The organism is Roseburia intestinalis L1-82, from assembly GCF_900537995.1.
Classification (GTDB): domain Bacteria; phylum Bacillota; class Clostridia; order Lachnospirales; family Lachnospiraceae; genus Roseburia; species Roseburia intestinalis.
The window spans coordinates 1,999,002-2,017,582 of the sequence record NZ_LR027880.1 but is presented as its reverse complement, the minus strand read 5'-3'; the positions used below and the strand labels follow the sequence as shown (position 1 = coordinate 2,017,582).

Annotated in this window: 13 protein-coding genes; 2 read left to right on the top strand and 11 right to left on the bottom strand. The window is 43.1% G+C overall.

All coding sequences use genetic code 11. From position 1 onward, the window contains the following. Positions 1 to 12: 12 nt before the first annotated feature. From RIL182_RS09390 to RIL182_RS09355, 8 genes are all read right to left on the bottom strand, one after another. Positions 13 to 1,569: a glycoside hydrolase family 28 protein gene (locus RIL182_RS09390; protein ID WP_006856025.1), complete on the bottom strand. Its 1,557-nt coding sequence runs from the start codon at positions 1,567 to 1,569 to the stop codon at positions 13 to 15. A 14-nt stretch (positions 1,570 to 1,583) separates the two neighbouring features. Continuing rightward, positions 1,584 to 2,222, bottom strand: a complete 639-nt coding sequence (locus RIL182_RS09385; protein WP_006856024.1) for a hypothetical protein — start codon at positions 2,220 to 2,222, stop codon at positions 1,584 to 1,586. Positions 2,223 to 2,254: 32 nt separating this feature from the next. Next, positions 2,255 to 4,147: a family 43 glycosylhydrolase gene (locus RIL182_RS09380; protein WP_006856023.1), complete on the bottom strand. Its 1,893-nt coding sequence runs from the start codon at positions 4,145 to 4,147 to the stop codon at positions 2,255 to 2,257. A 3-nt stretch (positions 4,148 to 4,150) separates the two neighbouring features. Then, entirely contained in the window at positions 4,151 to 5,731 is a 1,581-nt protein-coding gene (locus tag RIL182_RS09375; RefSeq protein ID WP_006856022.1) for a glycoside hydrolase family 43 protein, read from the bottom strand. Positions 5,732 to 5,788: 57 nt separating this feature from the next. Further along, on the bottom strand, positions 5,789 to 6,475 hold the full coding sequence (locus tag RIL182_RS09370) for a rhamnogalacturonan acetylesterase (protein WP_006856021.1): 687 nt from the start codon (positions 6,473 to 6,475) through the stop codon (positions 5,789 to 5,791). Between the two features lie 14 nt (positions 6,476 to 6,489). Further along, positions 6,490 to 7,332 (bottom strand): carbohydrate ABC transporter permease, encoded by an 843-nt coding sequence (locus tag RIL182_RS09365; protein WP_006856020.1) that lies wholly within the window; start codon positions 7,330 to 7,332, stop codon positions 6,490 to 6,492. Between the two features lie 15 nt (positions 7,333 to 7,347). Continuing rightward, on the bottom strand, positions 7,348 to 8,313 hold the full coding sequence (locus RIL182_RS09360) for an ABC transporter permease (protein WP_006856019.1): 966 nt from the start codon (positions 8,311 to 8,313) through the stop codon (positions 7,348 to 7,350). A 117-nt stretch (positions 8,314 to 8,430) separates the two neighbouring features. Beyond that, complete coding sequence (locus RIL182_RS09355; RefSeq protein WP_022112705.1) at positions 8,431 to 10,029, bottom strand: extracellular solute-binding protein; 1,599 nt, start codon at positions 10,027 to 10,029, stop codon at positions 8,431 to 8,433. Between the two features lie 254 nt (positions 10,030 to 10,283). Here RIL182_RS09355 and RIL182_RS09350 point away from each other — a divergent pair, with 254 nt between their 5' ends. Both RIL182_RS09350 and RIL182_RS09345 read left to right on the top strand, forming a co-directional pair. Next, positions 10,284 to 12,551, top strand: a complete 2,268-nt coding sequence (locus tag RIL182_RS09350; RefSeq protein WP_243128748.1) for an AraC family transcriptional regulator — start codon at positions 10,284 to 10,286, stop codon at positions 12,549 to 12,551. A 21-nt stretch (positions 12,552 to 12,572) separates the two neighbouring features. Further along, positions 12,573 to 14,012 (top strand): serine hydrolase domain-containing protein, encoded by a 1,440-nt coding sequence (locus RIL182_RS09345; protein ID WP_243095916.1) that lies wholly within the window; start codon positions 12,573 to 12,575, stop codon positions 14,010 to 14,012. A gap of 582 nt (positions 14,013 to 14,594) precedes the next feature. Here RIL182_RS09345 and RIL182_RS09335 read toward each other — a convergent pair. From RIL182_RS09335 to RIL182_RS09325, 3 genes are all read right to left on the bottom strand, one after another. After that, entirely contained in the window at positions 14,595 to 15,398 is an 804-nt protein-coding gene (locus tag RIL182_RS09335) for a gluconate 5-dehydrogenase (RefSeq protein ID WP_006856014.1), read from the bottom strand. A 159-nt stretch (positions 15,399 to 15,557) separates the two neighbouring features. Further along, the gene (locus RIL182_RS09330; protein ID WP_006856013.1) at positions 15,558 to 17,039 is read right to left on the bottom strand and encodes a UxaA family hydrolase; all 1,482 of its coding nucleotides are present in this window, start codon (positions 17,037 to 17,039) and stop codon (positions 15,558 to 15,560) included. A gap of 14 nt (positions 17,040 to 17,053) precedes the next feature. Beyond that, positions 17,054 to 18,520: a tagaturonate reductase gene (locus RIL182_RS09325; RefSeq protein ID WP_044998653.1), complete on the bottom strand. Its 1,467-nt coding sequence runs from the start codon at positions 18,518 to 18,520 to the stop codon at positions 17,054 to 17,056. Positions 18,521 to 18,581: the final 61 nt, after the last annotated feature.

The following is an 18,581-nucleotide window of genomic DNA, read 5'->3' as shown; positions in this document are numbered from 1 at the left end:
CCTCTTTCTGTTCTACTGCACGAAATGGTCAATTCCCTCTGTAACAAGAAGTTCTCCATCCTGTCCCTCTATTTCCACGTTTTCTAATACCAGTTCTTTGATGTTGCGCGCAAAGATTCCCTTCTTTGTACACTCTTCCACACCGGAAGACATGGCAGGAACGCCGGATTTCGGATTCTTAGCATATGTCACTGTAATATTTTTCATAATGATCTGCTCAATTTTCTGTTCCGGCAGTCCATCAAAATATGCAGCTGCCACATGACAGTTTTGGGCTTTAATATCTTCAAAATCAAGTCTTAAGATCGCAGGTGTACCATCATCTACCGGCATTTTTTCACGGCTCTGGACAAACTCGGTCTTGCCGTCCGGATCACAGAAATAAAAACAGTTTATCACAAACGGCGTCATAACCTGATCCATATCGATTTTCCGGAAAATAATCTGATCTAAAACGGCATCTTTTCCCCGTCCTCTGCGTGTCTTGATACGTAGTCCCCGGTCTGTATCGTAAAACCGGCATTCTTCCACGACCAGATTTTTGACACCGCCAGCCATCTCACTTCCGACTGTTACTGCACCATGACCATTTTCCATCAGGCATTGTCTGATATGGATATTTTCAGAAGGTGTCCTATATTTCTTTCCCATATAGATCTTACCAGACTTAACTGCTATGCAGTCATCTCCAAGTGAGAATTTCACACCGACAATATCTACATTTTTGCATGATTCAGGATCCAGGCCATCCGTATTTGGCGAATCGCTTGGATTGTTGATCGTAAGTCCGTAGAATTTCAGGTTATCTGAAAAATACGGATGCAGTGTCCAGGACGGACTGTTCTTGAAAGTTACACCACAAAGTGTCACATTCTGACAATGGCTTAAGAAAAACAGACGCGGGCGGAATGCTCCTACCATGACTTTCGGATTTTTCCACCAGTTTTCTTTTGAAGCATTGCCATTTATCGTTCCTCTTCCGTAGATCAATACATTTTCTACATCCAGTCCGGTGATGATGCCGGCAAACATCGGTAATGGATTTCCTTCCCACGTTCCTAAATTATATTCACCCTGTTCATCATAACTTTCAATCATACCAGGAAATTTCGGATAGGCCGCCCTGTCTGTATCTGCGATAAGTTCTGCTCCCTTTGCAAGCTCAAGGCGCAGATTACTTTTTAAAAACAGACTGGTAATGCGATAGCTTCCCTTTGGAATAAGCACACGGCTTTCCTTCGGACAGGCTAGGATCGCTGCCTGTATAAACTTCGTATCATCCTGTTTTCCATCGCCTGTAGCACCAAAATCACGGACATTTAATGTGACAAATTCATATGCTGTAACAAACGATACCGTTCCTAGTTCGGTACCATCTGCTGTTCTTACAGAAACCTCATAGGAAGTCTGCGGTTTTAAATCAAACAATGAATTTATAACCGTATCCGTTGAAAATACCTCTTCACCGTTCAGCAGAACATGATATGTTTCTTTTGTATTGTAAATTCCACCATCTGCAATTTCAATGACCGCATTGCGGGCAGATTTCATAATCAGTTTTACTTCCATGACTCTTTTCCTCCCTATTCCGACTGTTCCATCGCAAGCAGATCATATTGTTCTATTGTTCTTGCTGTAATGTCTGACAGATATTCCGTCTGATCTGTCATGCCCGTATTTTTCAGATGCCCTGCCATTAAAGCACCTGTTTCTGCATATTTTTCTTTCAGCAAAATTCCAATATTGCAGCCCTTTAATATGGCATAGGCAAGTTCCGTTGTTTCTTCTCCCTCAGCTAACGCATCCTTTAATACGCGTTTATAAACTGCGGTCAAAGTGCGGTATTTTTCATAAATCTCAAAACTGATTCCATCAATCACATCCACCAGGGCTGCTAAATATGCATTTCTTGCTTTTGCATCGGCAAATCCGGCTGACGCCTCATCTTCCATCCGGTCAACGATCTTATTGTACCGCTCTTTTTTCCCACATACCGTTTCATATTCCATAAAAAAAGGCATGGCACAGATATCCTCCGGCAATTCGCCCTGCGCTGCACGGATCTGTTCTGCTTTCTCCTTATATACTCCATCTCCTGTTTCTTTATAAAACATGACTGCTAGTCTTCCGAGCCGGTCTGCCTCTGATTCATTCAGAGAAGCAATCGCCTCTTCCGGCATCTGCATAAGTTTTCTGATATCTTCCTGTCTTTTTGTTTCCATTTGTCTCCCTCGTTTTTCTGATACTGACTTTTTTATGCTTCGATATCCTGATAAATAAAATTAAAAAAATCTGCATACAATTTGTGTTCTCCGGCAACCGCATAAATACCTGTCATTGCCCCGGTAAAGCGCTTACCCATATGAATTCCTTCATCGCATAGATAATAAACATTCGCAATCTCTGCTGCTATATGTTTTTCTTCCCCCTGCAGCCGGTAAGTAAAACGCCGCTTTAAATACTCTGTTTCCACTTTCAGGCTGATCTTTTTCCCTGAACAATCACATGGAAGCATCTGTCTCTCATGCAGAACATCTTTATCCCCAATATGTTCTTTTACCTGGATATAATAAGAATTTTCCCTGCAGACTGCAAGACACACCCATGTATTTTCGTCATAATAACAGACTAAACCTGCTTCCTGACCACCTGTAAGTCCCGGTATCACAAGTTCCGTTTCCGCAGTAAAACAAAACGAAGTCTGTCTCTGCAATAAAATATTTTTAGCAGCCACATCTCTGAGTGGAAAACGGCTCCCTTTGATACGGATTCCTGATGAGAGAAAACGGATTCCTTCCGGCTCCGGTGCACGTGGTGTCATCCATTTTGGGTTCCAGCCAATATCCGGCTCTTCTTCCGGCATCCACACCGGAAGATCCGGTTTTTTCTGCAGAACCGAAGGTCCCTTTAAACCGTTTACGACCGGCCAGCCATCCGCCGTCCAGCTGATCGGATCAAGCGCCGTCTCCCTGCCAAGCATACTGTAACCATCTCCGATCATCCTGCCGCAGAGATATACCATATACCACTCCCCGTTCTGTGTGCAGACCGGCTTTCCATGACCACATCTCTGGATTGCTGCCCCCTCATCCATCTGCCGCATGATCGGGTTGTATGGACACGGTTCATAATTTCCCATAAGTGTCTTACTTCTCGCAACAGAAATCCTGTGTCCCATTCCGGTTCCTCCTTCTGCCAAGAACAGATAATAATAACCGTCTTTTTTTAACAGATGTGGTCCTTCCGGCGCACGTTTCTGATCTCCGTAATATAACAATTTTGCCTCAGAGATCTGCTTTGTGCAGTCATCATTCAGTTCTAAAATCCTCGCCCCACGGTTTAGCAGCATATAGTGTCTGCCATTCTCGTGAAAGATAGACGGATCAATTCCATCCTCATCAATGACCGCCGGTTTACTGTACGGTCCCTCCGGTCTATCTGAGCTTACCACGATCTGTTTACGGTACACAGTGCCTGTGTCATTCAGGCGGTAGGTTGCCGTGACATAAAATTTTCCATTATCATAAGAAATATCCGGTGCCCAGTAGCCTCTGCCGCCTTCCAGTTCATCCAGTGCCGCCCACTGTGGATCTGTGATCGCATGACCGATGATTTCCCAGTGTATCAGATCCCTCGAGTGCGAAACCGGGATACAGGGGAAAAATATGAATGATGAATTCACCATATAATAATCTTCCCCGACACGCACAATAGACGGGTCCGGGAACATTCCACAGCGTATCGGATTATGATACATCCCCTCATAAGATGCACCTGTTCGTTCTTTATAGTAAGAAAGAAGTTTCTCATCTTTTCTTTCATATGCAATCTGATACGGCGTCACACATTTACCATCTCCTGCCGTAATATCCATTCCAACTTTTTCCACAAGGTAACGGTTCATTTCCAGATTACCGGACGCCGCTGCATAATGCAGAATATTTCTATGATTTTCATCCACCGTATTCATACTTGCCCTGGAATATTCGACAATATACTTTACAATAGAAAAATCTCCAAGTTCCGCTGCATACAAAGCAAGCGGTACACCTTTTTCCGTCACATCATCAATGCAGGATGGATTTTCTGTCAGTTCACGGATCACACCATCTAAATTTTTTGCTTCTAATTCTTTTTGAAGTCCCATAATCTAATCTTCCAGTGCCTCTACATGCAGATACTCGAAATCTCCATAGCCTCCCAGTTCCTTTTCCCCGATGACATTCGCAAACAGCCCTATCTTCGCACCTACCCAGGTATGATCAGACGGTGTAAACTCTGCTCTCACTTCCGTCCAGGATGCACTATCTGTATCATCAGTCAATGAATAATAACAATGAAATACACTGCCGTTATCTCCCTCGCGCATCGCAAAGATCAGATAAACTTTTTCCTGTTCCTCCGGCAGTACCAAAAGCTGCTCTGCCTTCTCGCGCATTCCATCCTCACCGTCATAAGATTTTCCAAGGATCAGACGTTTCTGACCTCTGATCATGCGGACTGCAAGATATGCATAGTGACCGCCCATCATGACCATTCCCGCCTGCTCCTGTTCAGACAATGCTGAAATGTCAACACAGACAGACGCTCTAAAATATGGGCAGACCAGTTTTTCCGTCAGCACATTCGAACACTCCCAGAGGATCGGCTCCGCTTTCCCGGATGGATTTTTACAGTATAATCTCAAAATCCCCTTTCTCTCTTTCAAAGAATAAAAATCATCCTTCGGATTGCCAATCCACTGCCACTGCAAGCCGAGTTTTTCCGATGAAAAGTCATCTCCCGCCGCAAGGTAACAAGGTTTCTCTGTGATTCCGGTATTTGGTTTTTTATGGATGATACATGGTTCCCCACAGCCATCCACTGCATTGATCCCCATGACCGGCCAGTCATTTTCCCATACGACCGGCTGCATATGGACAATACGTCCGTAAAGTCCGCGATCCTGAAAATGAAGGAACCATTCATCGCCGTTTACCGTATCTACCAGTGCTCCCTGGTGCGGTCCGTTTACGATACTGTTCCCCTGATGAAGCACATTTTTCTCCTCATACGGTCCGTAAATGTTTTTTGAGCGCAGAATCACCTGCCATCCGGTCTTTACACCGCCTGCCGGAGCAAAAATGTAATAATATCCGTTTCGCTTATATACCTTTGGTCCCTCAATCGTCGGCTGTGTCTTAAGTCCACAGTAGAGGATATGGTCCTCCCCCGTCGCCTTTGTTCCATCCCATGACATCGGGAATATGCCAAGATGACTCTTAAATCCAATACGGCTCTTCGCATAACCATGGATGATATATGCATTTCCATCCTCATCCCAGAACGGGCAGGAATCGATCAGACCTTTTCCGGCTAACACAAGTACCGGTTTTTCCCAGGTTCCAAGTGCGTCTTTTGTGCGCACCATGTAGATGCCCTCATCCGGCATTCCGTAGTAAATATAAAAATATCCCTCATGGTAACGGATCGCAGGTGCCCATACGCCCTTTGCATGCTGCGGCAGATCATAGCCCGGCTCATCGATCTTTTCGATCGCATAATTTTTCAGTTCCCAGTTTACCAGATCTTTGGATGTTAAGATCGGCAGTCCCGGCACATAGTTAAAGCTGGATGCCGTCATATAATAGGTATCCCCTACGCGTATCACATCCGGATCGGAATAATCTGCAAAAAGTATCGGGTTTTTATAAGTCCCATCTTCCTGATCTGATTTCCATAACAATGACATAACCCTCAAATCCTCCTAAACACTGGTTTTATTTCCTGATACAAAAATGGCAAGGGATCACTCCCAAGCCACTAATAAATCACTATAGATACCGCCAAGTTCTTTTAAACCTCTCGCTATACATCCCGCGTAGACAACTGCACCCATATATTTCAGATGCGTATTGTCGGTCAGCCCGTCCATATGGGACGGATAGACACCTGCCGGCAGATGCATATACCATTCTTTGGTTTTTTCAGCTCCAGCCTTTCGCATTTCTGCGCGGCTCATACTGTAAAGATCGATCAGCGGAACATTTAAATTTTCAGCTGTCTGTTTCATTGCCGCCACATAATCGGTATGTTCCCCGATATCTAAATGTTCCTCATCAATAAAACATCTGCGCTCAAGCGGCGTAATAAAAACCGGCCATGCTCCTTTGTTTCTTGCTGCATTTACAAATTTTTCCAGATTCACCATGTAATCGGAATATGGATCTGTATACCGCTGTGGATCATTCTTTTTCTCATCGTTATGTCCAAACTGGATAAATAGAAAATCTCCTGCGGTAATTTTGTCATAAATCGGTGTCAGTCTCGACTCATCGATAAAGCTCTTTGTGCTTCTGCCGTTTTTGGCATGGTTCTCCACCCGCACCTCCGGCTTTAGGAACAGGTTCATCACCTGTCCTATGCCGGTCTGCGGAAATGTAAGAATGTCATTGTATTGTACGGTAGAATCTCCAGCCCAGAAAATAGTCGCCATACAAACCTTCCTCCTTATTCTTTTACAGCTCCGATATTTACACCTTTTACAAAGTATTTCTGTAAGAACGGATATACGATCATGAATGGAATGATGATAACAATGATTGCTGCATTCTTTACGGTGTTCTCAGTTGCACCACCGTTTGCCTGCGGAAGATCACTACCCATGATGATACTTCTTAACTTCATCTGGAAGTTATAAAGGTTTGAATCTGTAATATAAAGTTTGTAATGTGTATAGTCGTTCCAGTATGTAACGGCAAACATAAGACCGATGGATGCTAATGCTGCTTTTGACATCGGAAGTACGATACGGATAAATGTCTGCATCGGAGTACATCCGTCAAGTGTTGCCGACTCAAACAGGCTGGCAGGAATACCTTCGAAGAAGTTCCTCATCAATACCAGGTTATACACGTTCAGTGCCGGGAATAAGATAACGACCCAGATGGTATTGGTTAAATGTAATGATTTTAATACGAGGTAGGTAGGGATCATACCACCCTGAAAAATCATGGTAAAAAGTAATAAGTTTGCAAATAAGTTACGTCCCGGCATATCCCACTGGATCAGTACATATGCACCAAATGTAGATAAGATCAATGCGATGATCGTACCTGCAATCGTTGTGATTACAGAAATCATTAACGGATGGGACAGCGTTGGGTTTTTGAATACGGAAATGTATCCTGCAAGGCCAAATTCCTCCGGCCATAATTTCATACCATATGCGGTTTTTAAATCGAATGAGTCAACTAATACTTTCCACATCGGGATGATAATCAGTAAACTTAAGATAATAAATATTAACCCGTTTACGATCGGGAAAACTTCTATTTTTTTCTTGCTTTTCATATCTGCTGCTCCTTCCTAGACGATTCCGCGTCCATCACGTACTTTCTTGCTTAAGTGATTGCAGAACAGTACCAGTACACAACCAACCAGAGATTTGAACAGACCAACGGCTGTCGTATAACCGTAATTTGGAATCGCACCACTGTTGAAGGTCTGATAGTAAATATAAGTTTCAAGTACGTTTGCTGTACCTAAAACAGCATCATTCTGCATTACAAATGCGGACTCGAACAGGTTCATAACCTTTGCAAGGTTTAAGATCAAAACAGTAAGGATTGTATTCTGTAAAGCCGGGAAAGTAATATATCTCATCTTGCCCCAGCGTCCTGCACCATCCATTGCTGCAGCTTCATAAAGCTCTGTATTTATTCCGGCAAGCGTTGCCATAAAGATAACGGTCTGCCAACCGGTTTCTTTCCAAATATTAATGATATAGTACGCAAGTCTCCACCATTTTGAATCCCCCAGGAAATAAATCCCAGAATCAAGTACACCAGCGTTGATCAGGAATGTATTTACAAGACCTTCTGCTGTCGGTGCCAGGATCAAAGTAAAGACGGATGCGGTAACTACCCATGACATAAAATGTGGCAGATAAATAATTGTCTGCACGATCTTTTTAAAATGAATGTTTGCAATCTCATTTAAAAAGATAGAAACAATAACAGCTGCTGCTGTTGTCAAAAACAATTTGATAATACTAATCTGTAAGGTATTCCAGAATGCCGTCCAGAAATTTGGCATGGAAAACATTTTCTGAAAATTTTTGAGACCAACAAAACTTGCCTCTTTGATTCCGTTATAATCGGTAAATGCAAAACGGATTCCAAGCATTGGTAAGTAAAAGAATATTAATGCAAAAATTAATACAGGAAGAAACATCAGATAGAATCCTCTGTATTTATAGATTTTTGCTGCCAGGTGGTTCTTCTTTCCACCGGTTGTAGCCGTTACGGCTGATTTTTCATTACTTTTTCTCATATCTGTTCTTCCTTTTCAATCAAACATGAATTTGTGATCCATGATCTGTGCCGGCTGCGGATATCCGCAGTCAGGGCACAGATCATAGTTCTTAGTTCCGTTTACCGGAAAGTTTTATTATTTGTTTAAAGAATCAACGATTGCCTGTGACCACTCTGCACCGTGATTTGACTCAAACTGTGCATATGCATCATCAACAGTGATCTCACCCATAACAACTTTTGCGATCAGCTCGTTCTTTAACGTTGTTAAATCACCATTGTACTCGCTCATCTCATCTGTGGTAGGAACAAGATCCGCAGCTTTGCAATTATCATTGAATAACTGTGCAGACTCTTTTGCTTCTGCTGCTACAGATTCTTCCTGAGGATCGTTTGCAAGCTCAACTAAAGCAAGCATTGGATCAATGTGGGCTTTGGTGTACTGTGTACCCTCTTTCTCACGGTTCTCTAACATATGGAACTCACCATCCGCATATGTTTTCTCGTTCTCTGTTCCAGCAAATAATGTCTCTGCTGCTGTTGACCAGTGAATGCCTTCTACACCGTATGTCCATAAGAACTGAACGTCTCCGCCATCCTGCATCGGCTCAATGAAGTATTTGAATACGCCTTCCGGGTTCTCACATGCAGATGTGATGCACCATACTGGTGGAACACGGTCAAGGTACTGACCTACTTCAGCGATCGGAGGTAATGCTACTAACTCACCGTCTTTACCGTTTGCTTCAAGATTTGTCTTTAAGTTGGTTGCCCATGTACCTGCCCAGTAAGTAAATACACCAAAGCTGTCATCATAGAATTTGTTACGGCAGTCAGATGTACCATTTGTTAATGTGGTAGGATCAATCACGCCCTCTTTGTAAGCAGCTGCCATTCTCTCAAGTGCGCTCTTCATAGAATCCTCTGTGAATCCATCTTTCCATGTTCCGTCTTCTGCTTTATAGAAGCTTGGGTTTGCATCCTGATAGAACTCTGGTAAGTAGTTTGTATATGGAGCCTCTGTTCCGATGAAACCAGCAGCAGATACACCGTAGGTATCTCCGTTTACACCATTTCCATCCGGGTCACCGGTTGTAAATGCTTCGAGCATTGCAAGATACTCATCATAGTTTGTCGGAACATCAAGTCCGCAGTTGTCTAACCATGCTTTCTTAACATATGTAACACATCCGTTACCACGAGCTGCCGGCATACCGTATAACTTACCATCAAGTCTTACACCATCGATAACTCCTGTGCTGCCGTATGCATCCTGTCTTGTTTTTAAATCAGAAGATGCATAAGCGTCTGTCATATCCCACAGAACTCCCTGCTCTGCATAACCTGCATAATAGGTAGAAGATAAGATCATAACGTCTGGCCAGTCACCACTTGCAACTGTCTGTCCTACTACATCATAGTAAGCATCATGATCCGGCTGGATCACATTGATCTTCATTCCAAGAAGATCTTCCAATTTAGCAATGAACTCTGCCTGTCCGTTTTCCTGTGTGAAAACAGTTCCATCTACCATAATGGTGATCTCTTCTGGTTTCTCAACATCAGAATCTGTTGCTGTGCTTGCGGAAGCATCACCGCTCTCTGTGGTTGCTTCATTATTTGTAGAAGCATTTGAATTTGTTGTTCCTGCGTTACCAGTGTTGCTGGAACCGCATCCTGCCATACCAGCTACCATAGCGGCAGCCATAAGGACTGATACTACCTTCTTTTTCATAAGAACCTCCTTATTAGGAAAAAATTTGTTTCGACACTGCTCTGATGTAAGTGCTTTCATGTCTTGCTCATACATTACCATCTTATGGGATTTTCAGCAAGAAACAATATTTGACAGGGGGTACAAAATTTGTTTTAACACTACGCAAACCATTGATTTTACTGGGTTTTTGATTTTTTGTTGTATTTTTTTCATATTATGATAAAATAGAAAACGTACGATTAAAAAACATGAAAAAAGGACATTTAATACCTATGAGAATAAATTTGAATCCACCAGCGGATGCCACAGCAAAAAATGAATCCACTACGTTTCTCATGATTCGCTTTGCTATTACATACAGTGTCTTTTTACTTATCATTTTACTTCTGATGGTACACCTCCACCGTGTCTCAACAACACGCTCTGAAGAGGATTTCTGGAATCAGGATCAGTCTACCTTTGAAAGTGCCGTTTCACTTTTAGATAATAATTTCACAACCATGGATTCTATCACAAGACAGCTCAGCATGAATACCAAACTATACCATCTTGCAACGATGAAGTCCACAGACGATAATGATTTTTATCTGTCAGGTCTCACCATGAAGCAGTCCCTTGCCTCTTATATGTATTCCTACAATGAGCTTCCTTTCAGTACCTATTTTGTTTATCTGAGAAATAGCGGCTATATTATCAGTGTAAACACTTTCAATTCCGAACAGCTTTATTATATAAGAAACTATTTATCTTCCGGGGCGAATTTTAATGAATGGCATGATCTGCTCAACAACAATCTGACAAAAGATTCTGCCCTTTATCCACTTTCGGATTTTATGCTTCCCGAAAGCGGTAACGCATATCTTTATGTGTTAAATATGGACGTACTGACCTACAAAGATATTCCTGCTACCGTTGCTTTCCATATCAATGAGCAGACCTTACGCAAAATTTTCAGCGGTGTTTCTTTAGGTGATACCGGTTACATTATTGCAGTCGACGCACAGGATCAGCCAGTGTTTTCCCTGTCCGAAGATAAGAATACATCATCTGAAAAAGATTTAAATACGCTTACCGAATCCGTATTATCCTTATCCTATGATGACAATAATACCTGTGTTCACAATGACACACATATTATGCGGATCGCATCAAAAACAAATGACTGGACTTTCTATCTGGTACAGCCGGAATCCATTTATCCATCCGATTATCAGTTTATTTTTCTGCTGATCCTTTTTGCAGCAATCATCGGTGGACTTATCATGATATTTATTTTAGTCCGCAACAATATGCGCCCGATTCTTCATTTAGATGACCAGCTCCAGGAAACACTGCATGCAAATACGCAGTTAATCGAAGAAGCTGCTGCAATCCGTCCTGTTTTATATGACAATTATTTGAGACAGCTGATGAGTGGAGTTATCACAACCCCGGATGAGCTTTCATTTATCCAGAATTATCTGCATTTAGAAGATCCATCGCTTCATTATTATGTATTGTACGGTGTAACTTACGAAAATGATCCTGCTGCAGATACTTTTCCAAATGAAAATACTTCCACTGAAAGTTCTGAAAGTATGAAAGATATTATCGCCGGTCTTTTGGCCAGATATTTTTCTTATGAAAATAACTTATATCTGTGTTCCCCAAAGAAACATATTTATGCTGTGTTAATCCCTTTTAGTGGAACTGCCGATGAGATACTGATCACACTTCAGGAAAAAGCATTAAAATTTCATAGTGAACTGCTAGAAGAGTATTCGATCTGGTTTTTTGCAGGAATCGGTCTCTCCTGCTCCTTCACCAACATATGGGAATCTTACCAACAGGCGAAAGATGCTGCAGGGTATACCAGTAAAAACTATATTTTCCTTCCATATGAAATGTTGAAAAAAGACTCCCATGTTTACTACTATCCGGCTGAATTTTCAACCCGTCTGATTCGTTCCATCACTGGCGGAAATAAATCCCAGGTGATTGAAATTTTCAATCTGATCCACCAGGAGAACATTGAAGAACGTTCGCTTCCGTTTCAGTTATTACGGTTTTTACTTACCGATATCCGCAACACTCTGTTGAAAGCACGTTTTACATATACGGGAGAAAGTACTCCGCAGATAGCGGAAATTGATACTATGCTTTCACAGGACGAGTTAACTTTCCGTCTCTGTGAAGATATCAGCATTAAACTGTGTGATTTCTTTGCATCAAAATCCGAAAAGAATAATCTGATTGACAGCATTGTGACTTATATCCGTGAAAATTACAAAAATCCGGCGCTCTGCTTAAGCAAGATCTCCGACGAGTTCCACATATCAGAAAGTTATTTTTCTCATATGTTTAAAGAAAATATGAATGTGAACTTCTCTGTCTATCTGGAAGATCTGCGGCTCACAGAGGCGGCACATCTGATTGAAAAAGGCGAGTCCTGTATCAATGAAATCGCTTTGGAAGTTGGTTATAACAACCAGACGTCTTTCCGACGTGCATTTAAGAAAAAATATGGCGTTACACCAAGCAGCTTTGGTGTTCAGTCTTAATAAGAAATGGAGGATATTACAATGAATTTCAAAAAAGGTTCTCCAGAAAGTGCTGGCATCCCATCCGGATGCCTTCTTCACTTTCTGGATCGTTTACAAAAAAAACAGGTTCCAATGCACAGTTTTCTTTTAATGCGGCATGACACACTCATTGCCGAGGGCTACTATGCACCCTATCAGAAAGACACGCTGCATCGCATGTTTTCGATCAGTAAAAGTTTTACATCCATTGCGATCGGTCTTTTGGAAGCGGAAGGAAAATTATCACTGGATGATCCGATCGTCTCATATTTTCCAGACAAGATTCCAGCAAATGTACATCCGTGGATTGCAGCCATGACGATCCGGGATATGCTCATGATGCGCACCTGCCATGCCGCGACGACCTACAAAGTCGATATGAAAAGTGACTGGGTAGAGAGTTTCTTTACCGTGCCGCCAACCCATCCTGCCGGAAAGCTCTTTCATTATGATACGTCCTCCGCACATACACTCTGTGCGCTTGTAGAACGTCTTTCCGGCATGCCAATGCTCGATTATCTCAAAGAAAAGCTGTCTGTTTTGGAATTTTCCGGTGAATCCTACATGCTGACAGATCCTTTTGGCGTCTCCATGGGCGGAAGCGGACTTGTCGCTCTTCCATCCGACCTGTTAAAATTCGGTTATCTTCTATCTCACGATGGAAATATTGATGGAACACAGCTCGTTTCTGCCTCCTACATCAAAACAGCAACCTCCCATCTCTCTGACACACGCATCACGGCACCTCTTCCAAGTGAAGCCTGCGGCTATGGTTATCAGATCTGGCGCAGTGAAAAAAATGGTTTTGTCTGCTACGGCATGGGTGGTCAGTTCATCCATTACCTTCCGGATTATGATCTTCTCTTTGTCACTACCGCAGACACACAGGGACTTGCGGGTGGAAATCAACTGATTTATGATGCTCTGTATGATGAGATTCTTCCTTTCATACAGGCAGATCCACTCCCGGAAGATCAAAAAACGCATACAGAGCTTCTTTCTGTGCTCTCTTCACTTGCGATTGCACCTCTGGGCGATAGTGCAATGACGGCAGCGGTCACTTCACAAGTTTCGGGGAAACGATATATGTTCAAACCAAACAGTAGTGAGTTTACAGATTTTACAGCGGATTTTACAAATGATGAGGGATGTTTTACGTTTACACTGCACGGCAGACCGTGTTCCATTCATTTCGGTTTTGGAAAACTTGTCTGCGGACAGTTTCCCGTCTATGACCAGAGGTATGCTGCCAGCGGAGTGTGGGTTTCAGAGAACACTCTGTATGTGCGGGCGCATGTGATCGATGCGTTTGTGGGGAGTGTGCATTTTGAGGTGGTGTTTGGAGATGCGGATGTAACGGTGTTTATGAGGAAGCAGGAGGAAAGTTTATTTGGGGAGTTTCAGGGACATCTGGTTGGGATGGTTTGTGGATGCCTGTAGTGAGGCGGCAAAAGTCTTAACGCCACATGGACGGGGCGTTTAAGACGTACACGTCACTCCGTTGTAATCTAACTCAGGCAGACTTAGATTTTCTTATTTTCGGACATCGGAACAAAACAGACCCGACTTTGTGCAATTTGCCAATCAAAAACTTGAAGCCACCTTTTGACACCCGAATCCTACACAGCAAAAAACAGCTTCCTGCTTTAGCAGTGAAGCCACAATCAATATCATCTAAAATCCATCAGAAACTTGGAGGGTGTTTGCACTAAGGCACGCCGACAGTGCACCGGAACCGGCAGATTTTGTGATGACTTTGGGAGGAAATTAGAGGTTCTTAGTGCCCTTGTCACAAAACAGCGTTTTGCTGCCACGGATGGCAGCAAAAATCCCCGTCGAGCCATGGAAGGCTCGTCCGGGGATGCACGCGTCACTCTGCCACAACCCAGATCAAGGGCACTTAGAACCTCTTATTTCCGTACAACGGAACCCAACAAAACCTGCCGGTTCCGGCGCACGTCCCAAGGCTCAGCCACCTCCTGACTGGGTGCAGCATCAATTCACAACAAATCTCATCTGTTTTTACTGTGGCTGCTTACCAATATAAGCTAAAATACCACCATCTACATACAGCACATGACCATTTACAAAGTTAGATGCATCCGATGCAAGGAACACAGCCGGTCCCTGTAAGTCTTCTGCATTTCCCCATCTTGCAGCCGGAGTCTTTGCGATGATGAACTGGTCAAACGGATGTCTGGAACCGTCCGGCTGGATCTCACGAAGAGGTGCTGTCTGAGGTGTTGCAATATAACCAGGTCCGATACCGTTACACTGGATATTGAATTCACCGTACTCAGATGCAATGTTCTTTGTTAACATTTTTAAACCACCTTTTGCTGCAGCGTAAGCAGAAACGGTCTCACGGCCAAGCTCACTCATCATAGAGCAGATGTTGATGATCTTTCCGTGGCCTTTTTTGATCATGGACGGAATCACTGCTTTTGATACGATGAACGGTGCATTTAAGTCAACATCAATTACCTGTCTGAACTCTGCTGCTGACATATCGCACATTGGAATACGTTTGATGATACCTGCATTGTTTACAAGGATATCGATCACACCAACTTCCTCCTCTACTTTTTTCACAAGTTCATTCACCTGCTCCTCATTGGTAACGTCGCAGACATAACCATGAGCTTTGATCCCTTTTTCAGCATAAGCTGCTAATCCCTTGTCAACCAGCTCCTGTTTGATATCGTTGAATACGATGGTTGCGCCTGCCTCTGCATAAGCAGATGCGATAGCAAATCCGATACCATAAGACGCGCCTGTTACTAATGCAATTTTACCCTCTAATGAGAAATTGTTTAAAAATGACATAATTCTGTCTCCTTTTTTGTGTTATGTTTAAGATTCTTTCAATAAGAATCCAGTTTCTACTTTTTCTGCCGGATGTTTCTGAAATAACAGATTGAATTCTGCACAAACATTCTATTGTAGATATCCATCATATCAGATTGACAACTTTTTTCCGTTTCCTTACAAGGTAACACCCTGCTTAAAGATCGCCATATCATGGAATCCGGCTTCCTCACTGCGTACCTTCTTACCAGATGCAACGTCGATCACATAGTCAAATAATTTCTGACCTGTCTCCTCTAACTCTGCATCCTCCACAAGAACGCCCGCATTGAAATCGATCCAGTTCTTTTTCTTTCCGGCAAGTGTACTGTTGCTGGAAATCTTAACGGTCGGAACCGGGGAAGCAAACGGTGTCCCGCGTCCGGTCGTAAACAGAACAATGTGTGCTCCGCTGGCTGCTAATGCAGTTGCAGCAACAAGGTCATTGCCCGGTGCGCTGAGAAGATTTAATCCCGGCGTATGTACGCGCTCGCCGTAGGAAAGAACGCCTTTTACTGCAGCACTTCCTGATTTCTGTGTACATCCCAAAGACTTATCCTCTAAGGTTGAGATACCGCCTTTTTTATTTCCAGGTGACGGATTCTCGTAGATTGTCTGGTGATTATCTTTAAAATACTGTTTAAAATCGTTGATCAGGTTCACCGTCTGCTCAAATAGTTCTTCATTTTCACAGCGGTTCATAAGCAGTGTCTCTGCGCCAAACATCTCCGGCACCTCAGTCAGGATCGTTGTTCCGCCCTTTCCGATCAGGATATCAGAGAATTTACCAACCAGCGGGTTTGCAGTGATTCCGGAAAATCCGTCACTGCCGCCACACTTCATGCCGATGATCAGTTTGGATGCACTGATCGGCTCACGGGAGAATCCTGCCGCATAATTGATCAGTTCCTCTAGGAGTTTTTCGCCCTCTTCCATCTCGTCTTCGCATTCCTGACAGATTAAAAACTTCACACGGTTCTCGTCATAATCACCAATGTATTTTTTCAGTTCACCGATATTACTGTTCTCACAGCCAAGACCAAGTACTAACACGCCTCCGGCATTTGGATGTTTTACGAGATCAGCGAGGATCGTTCTGGTGTGTTCCTGATCATCACCCATCTGGGAACATCCATATGGATGCGGGAATGCAATCACTTCCTCCACAGAGCCATGTACCTTTGCGTTGGCACGTTTTGCCATCGCCGTCGCAATATTGTTTACACAGCCGACGGTCGGTACGATCCATACTTCGTTACGCACACCGACGCTGCCGTCCGGACGTGCAAATCCCATAAAGGTACGCTCCTCTGTCTTTTTCTCCTCTGTTTTTACAGGCTCGTAGGTATAAGTGAGCAGATCGCCGAGTGCTGTTTTGATATTGTGTACATGCACCCACTGACCGGCTTTGATATTCTCTTTTGCATTTCCGATACGGAAACCATATTTGATCACATCACCGCCCTGCGGGATGTCACAGATCGCCATCTTGTGTCCGGCAGGGATCGTCTCAGCCGCTGTGTATTCTTTTCCATCGACTGTGACTTTCTCTCCCTCTGCAAGTTCTTTTATGGCAACAATGACATTATCATTTTCATTGATTTTTATAAAATCTTTCATAAGTGTTCTCCTGCTTATGCGTTAAAAGTTTTTTCCATTGCTGCTCTCATACCAAGTGCACGGATATCTTCCATATAACCGGTTACAGCCTCTTCTACTCCGGCTAATTTGGTAAGATCTTCGCCCCAGAAATGCTCGTTGGATAAAACAGCATGTGTATACTCTGCTGCGTCCTTAGAACTGTTTGCTGCAAAGAACTCTAATACAGCAGCGTCATCTAAGATCTGGTATTCAGTACCGTCACGATGTCCGATCAGAGCCTTGTCACGGATCTCTGTTCCTGTGTAGAATGCCATCAGTGCAGCCAGTGAGAATGTCAGGTGTGTCGGAAGTTTTCCTTCATTCTTAATGTACTCTAAGAAACTCGGCATACATCTTGCGCGCCATTTTGAAACAGAGTTCAGGGAAATGGATAACAGCGCATGTTTTACATATGGGTTGTTAAATCTTGTGATCACTGCCTCTGCAAAATCAATCAGATCCTGTTTCGGAAGTGTCAGTGTAGGAATGACCTCATCAAAGATCGTTGCTTTCATAAAGTTGAAAATCAGTTCATCCTGCATAGACTCTAACACGATATCATTGCCGCAGAGATAAGATGCCAGTACAAAGGAAGTATGTGCACCGTTTAAGATACGGACTTTTCTCTGTTTGTATGGCTTCTGGTTGTCTGTAAAGATCACCGGAAGTCCTGCATCCGGAAGCGGGAACTCTTTGCTGATATCTTTTGCGCTCTCGATCACCCAGAGAGCAAATGGCTCACCTGTTACGATCAGATTGTCCTGATAACCGAACTCTTTGCAGAGCTCCTCTGCCTCGTCTCTTGGGTAACCGGTTACAATACGGTCAACTAATGTAGAAGTAAATACACAGGCTTCATCTAACCATGTCTTAAATCCCTCTTCTAAATTCCAGAGTACTGCAAGTTTCTCTACACACTCTTTTAAGTGGATACCATTGTCATCGATCAGCTCAACCGGAAGCATCACAAGACCTTTATCCATTGCCCCGTTAAAATGTTTATATCTCTCATATAAGAATTTGGTTAATTTGCCCGGATAGCTTTTTGGCGGTTCCATCTCTAATCGGTCTGTATCATCATAAACGATACCTGCTTCTGTTGTGTTCGAAACAATGTAACGTAAGCTGTCAAGTTTTGCATAATCTGCATATTTCTGATATTCACCATAAGCGTCTACTGCATCTGCAACGCTGGTCACAATGCGGTTGATACGTTTTGGCTCACCGTCTACGATTCCTCTTAACTGTACGGTATACTGGCACTCCTGATCATGGAATCTGTCAAGACTTCCAAATTCGATCGGTTTTACAAGTACGATGTCCCCGTTAAATTTCCCCTGCTCATTTGCAATGTCGATCATATAGTCAACAAATGCACGAAGGAAATTTCCCTCTCCGAACTGTAATACTTTAACCGGTCTCTCCACTTTTCCTGTTTTCTTTCTGTTTAATAATTCCATCATATTCCTCCTGCTTATCAGCTCATCACTGCACAATGTCATTTTGTAAGCGTTTACAATT

Excerpts from the sequence above, each read along its gene's own strand:
- RIL182_RS09335 (WP_006856014.1), bottom strand. The coding sequence starts at position 15,398 with ATGTCATTTTTAAACAATTTCTCATTAGAGGGTAAAATTGCATTAGTA.
- RIL182_RS09345 (WP_243095916.1), top strand. The coding sequence starts at position 12,573 with ATGAATTTCAAAAAAGGTTCTCCAGAAAGTGCTGGCATCCCATCCGGA.
- RIL182_RS09330 (WP_006856013.1), bottom strand. The coding sequence starts at position 17,039 with ATGAAAGATTTTATAAAAATCAATGAAAATGATAATGTCATTGTTGCC.
- RIL182_RS09370 (WP_006856021.1), bottom strand. The coding sequence starts at position 6,475 with ATGGCGACTATTTTCTGGGCTGGAGATTCTACCGTACAATACAATGAC.
- RIL182_RS09380 (WP_006856023.1), bottom strand. The coding sequence starts at position 4,147 with ATGGGACTTCAAAAAGAATTAGAAGCAAAAAATTTAGATGGTGTGATC.
- RIL182_RS09355 (WP_022112705.1), bottom strand. The coding sequence starts at position 10,029 with ATGAAAAAGAAGGTAGTATCAGTCCTTATGGCTGCCGCTATGGTAGCT.
- RIL182_RS09350 (WP_243128748.1), top strand. The coding sequence starts at position 10,284 with ATGAGAATAAATTTGAATCCACCAGCGGATGCCACAGCAAAAAATGAA.
- RIL182_RS09375 (WP_006856022.1), bottom strand. The coding sequence starts at position 5,731 with ATGTCATTGTTATGGAAATCAGATCAGGAAGATGGGACTTATAAAAAC.
- RIL182_RS09325 (WP_044998653.1), bottom strand. The coding sequence starts at position 18,520 with ATGGAATTATTAAACAGAAAGAAAACAGGAAAAGTGGAGAGACCGGTT.
- RIL182_RS09385 (WP_006856024.1), bottom strand. The coding sequence starts at position 2,222 with ATGGAAACAAAAAGACAGGAAGATATCAGAAAACTTATGCAGATGCCG.
- RIL182_RS09390 (WP_006856025.1), bottom strand. The coding sequence starts at position 1,569 with ATGGAAGTAAAACTGATTATGAAATCTGCCCGCAATGCGGTCATTGAA.
- RIL182_RS09365 (WP_006856020.1), bottom strand. The coding sequence starts at position 7,332 with ATGAAAAGCAAGAAAAAAATAGAAGTTTTCCCGATCGTAAACGGGTTA.
- RIL182_RS09360 (WP_006856019.1), bottom strand. The coding sequence starts at position 8,313 with ATGAGAAAAAGTAATGAAAAATCAGCCGTAACGGCTACAACCGGTGGA.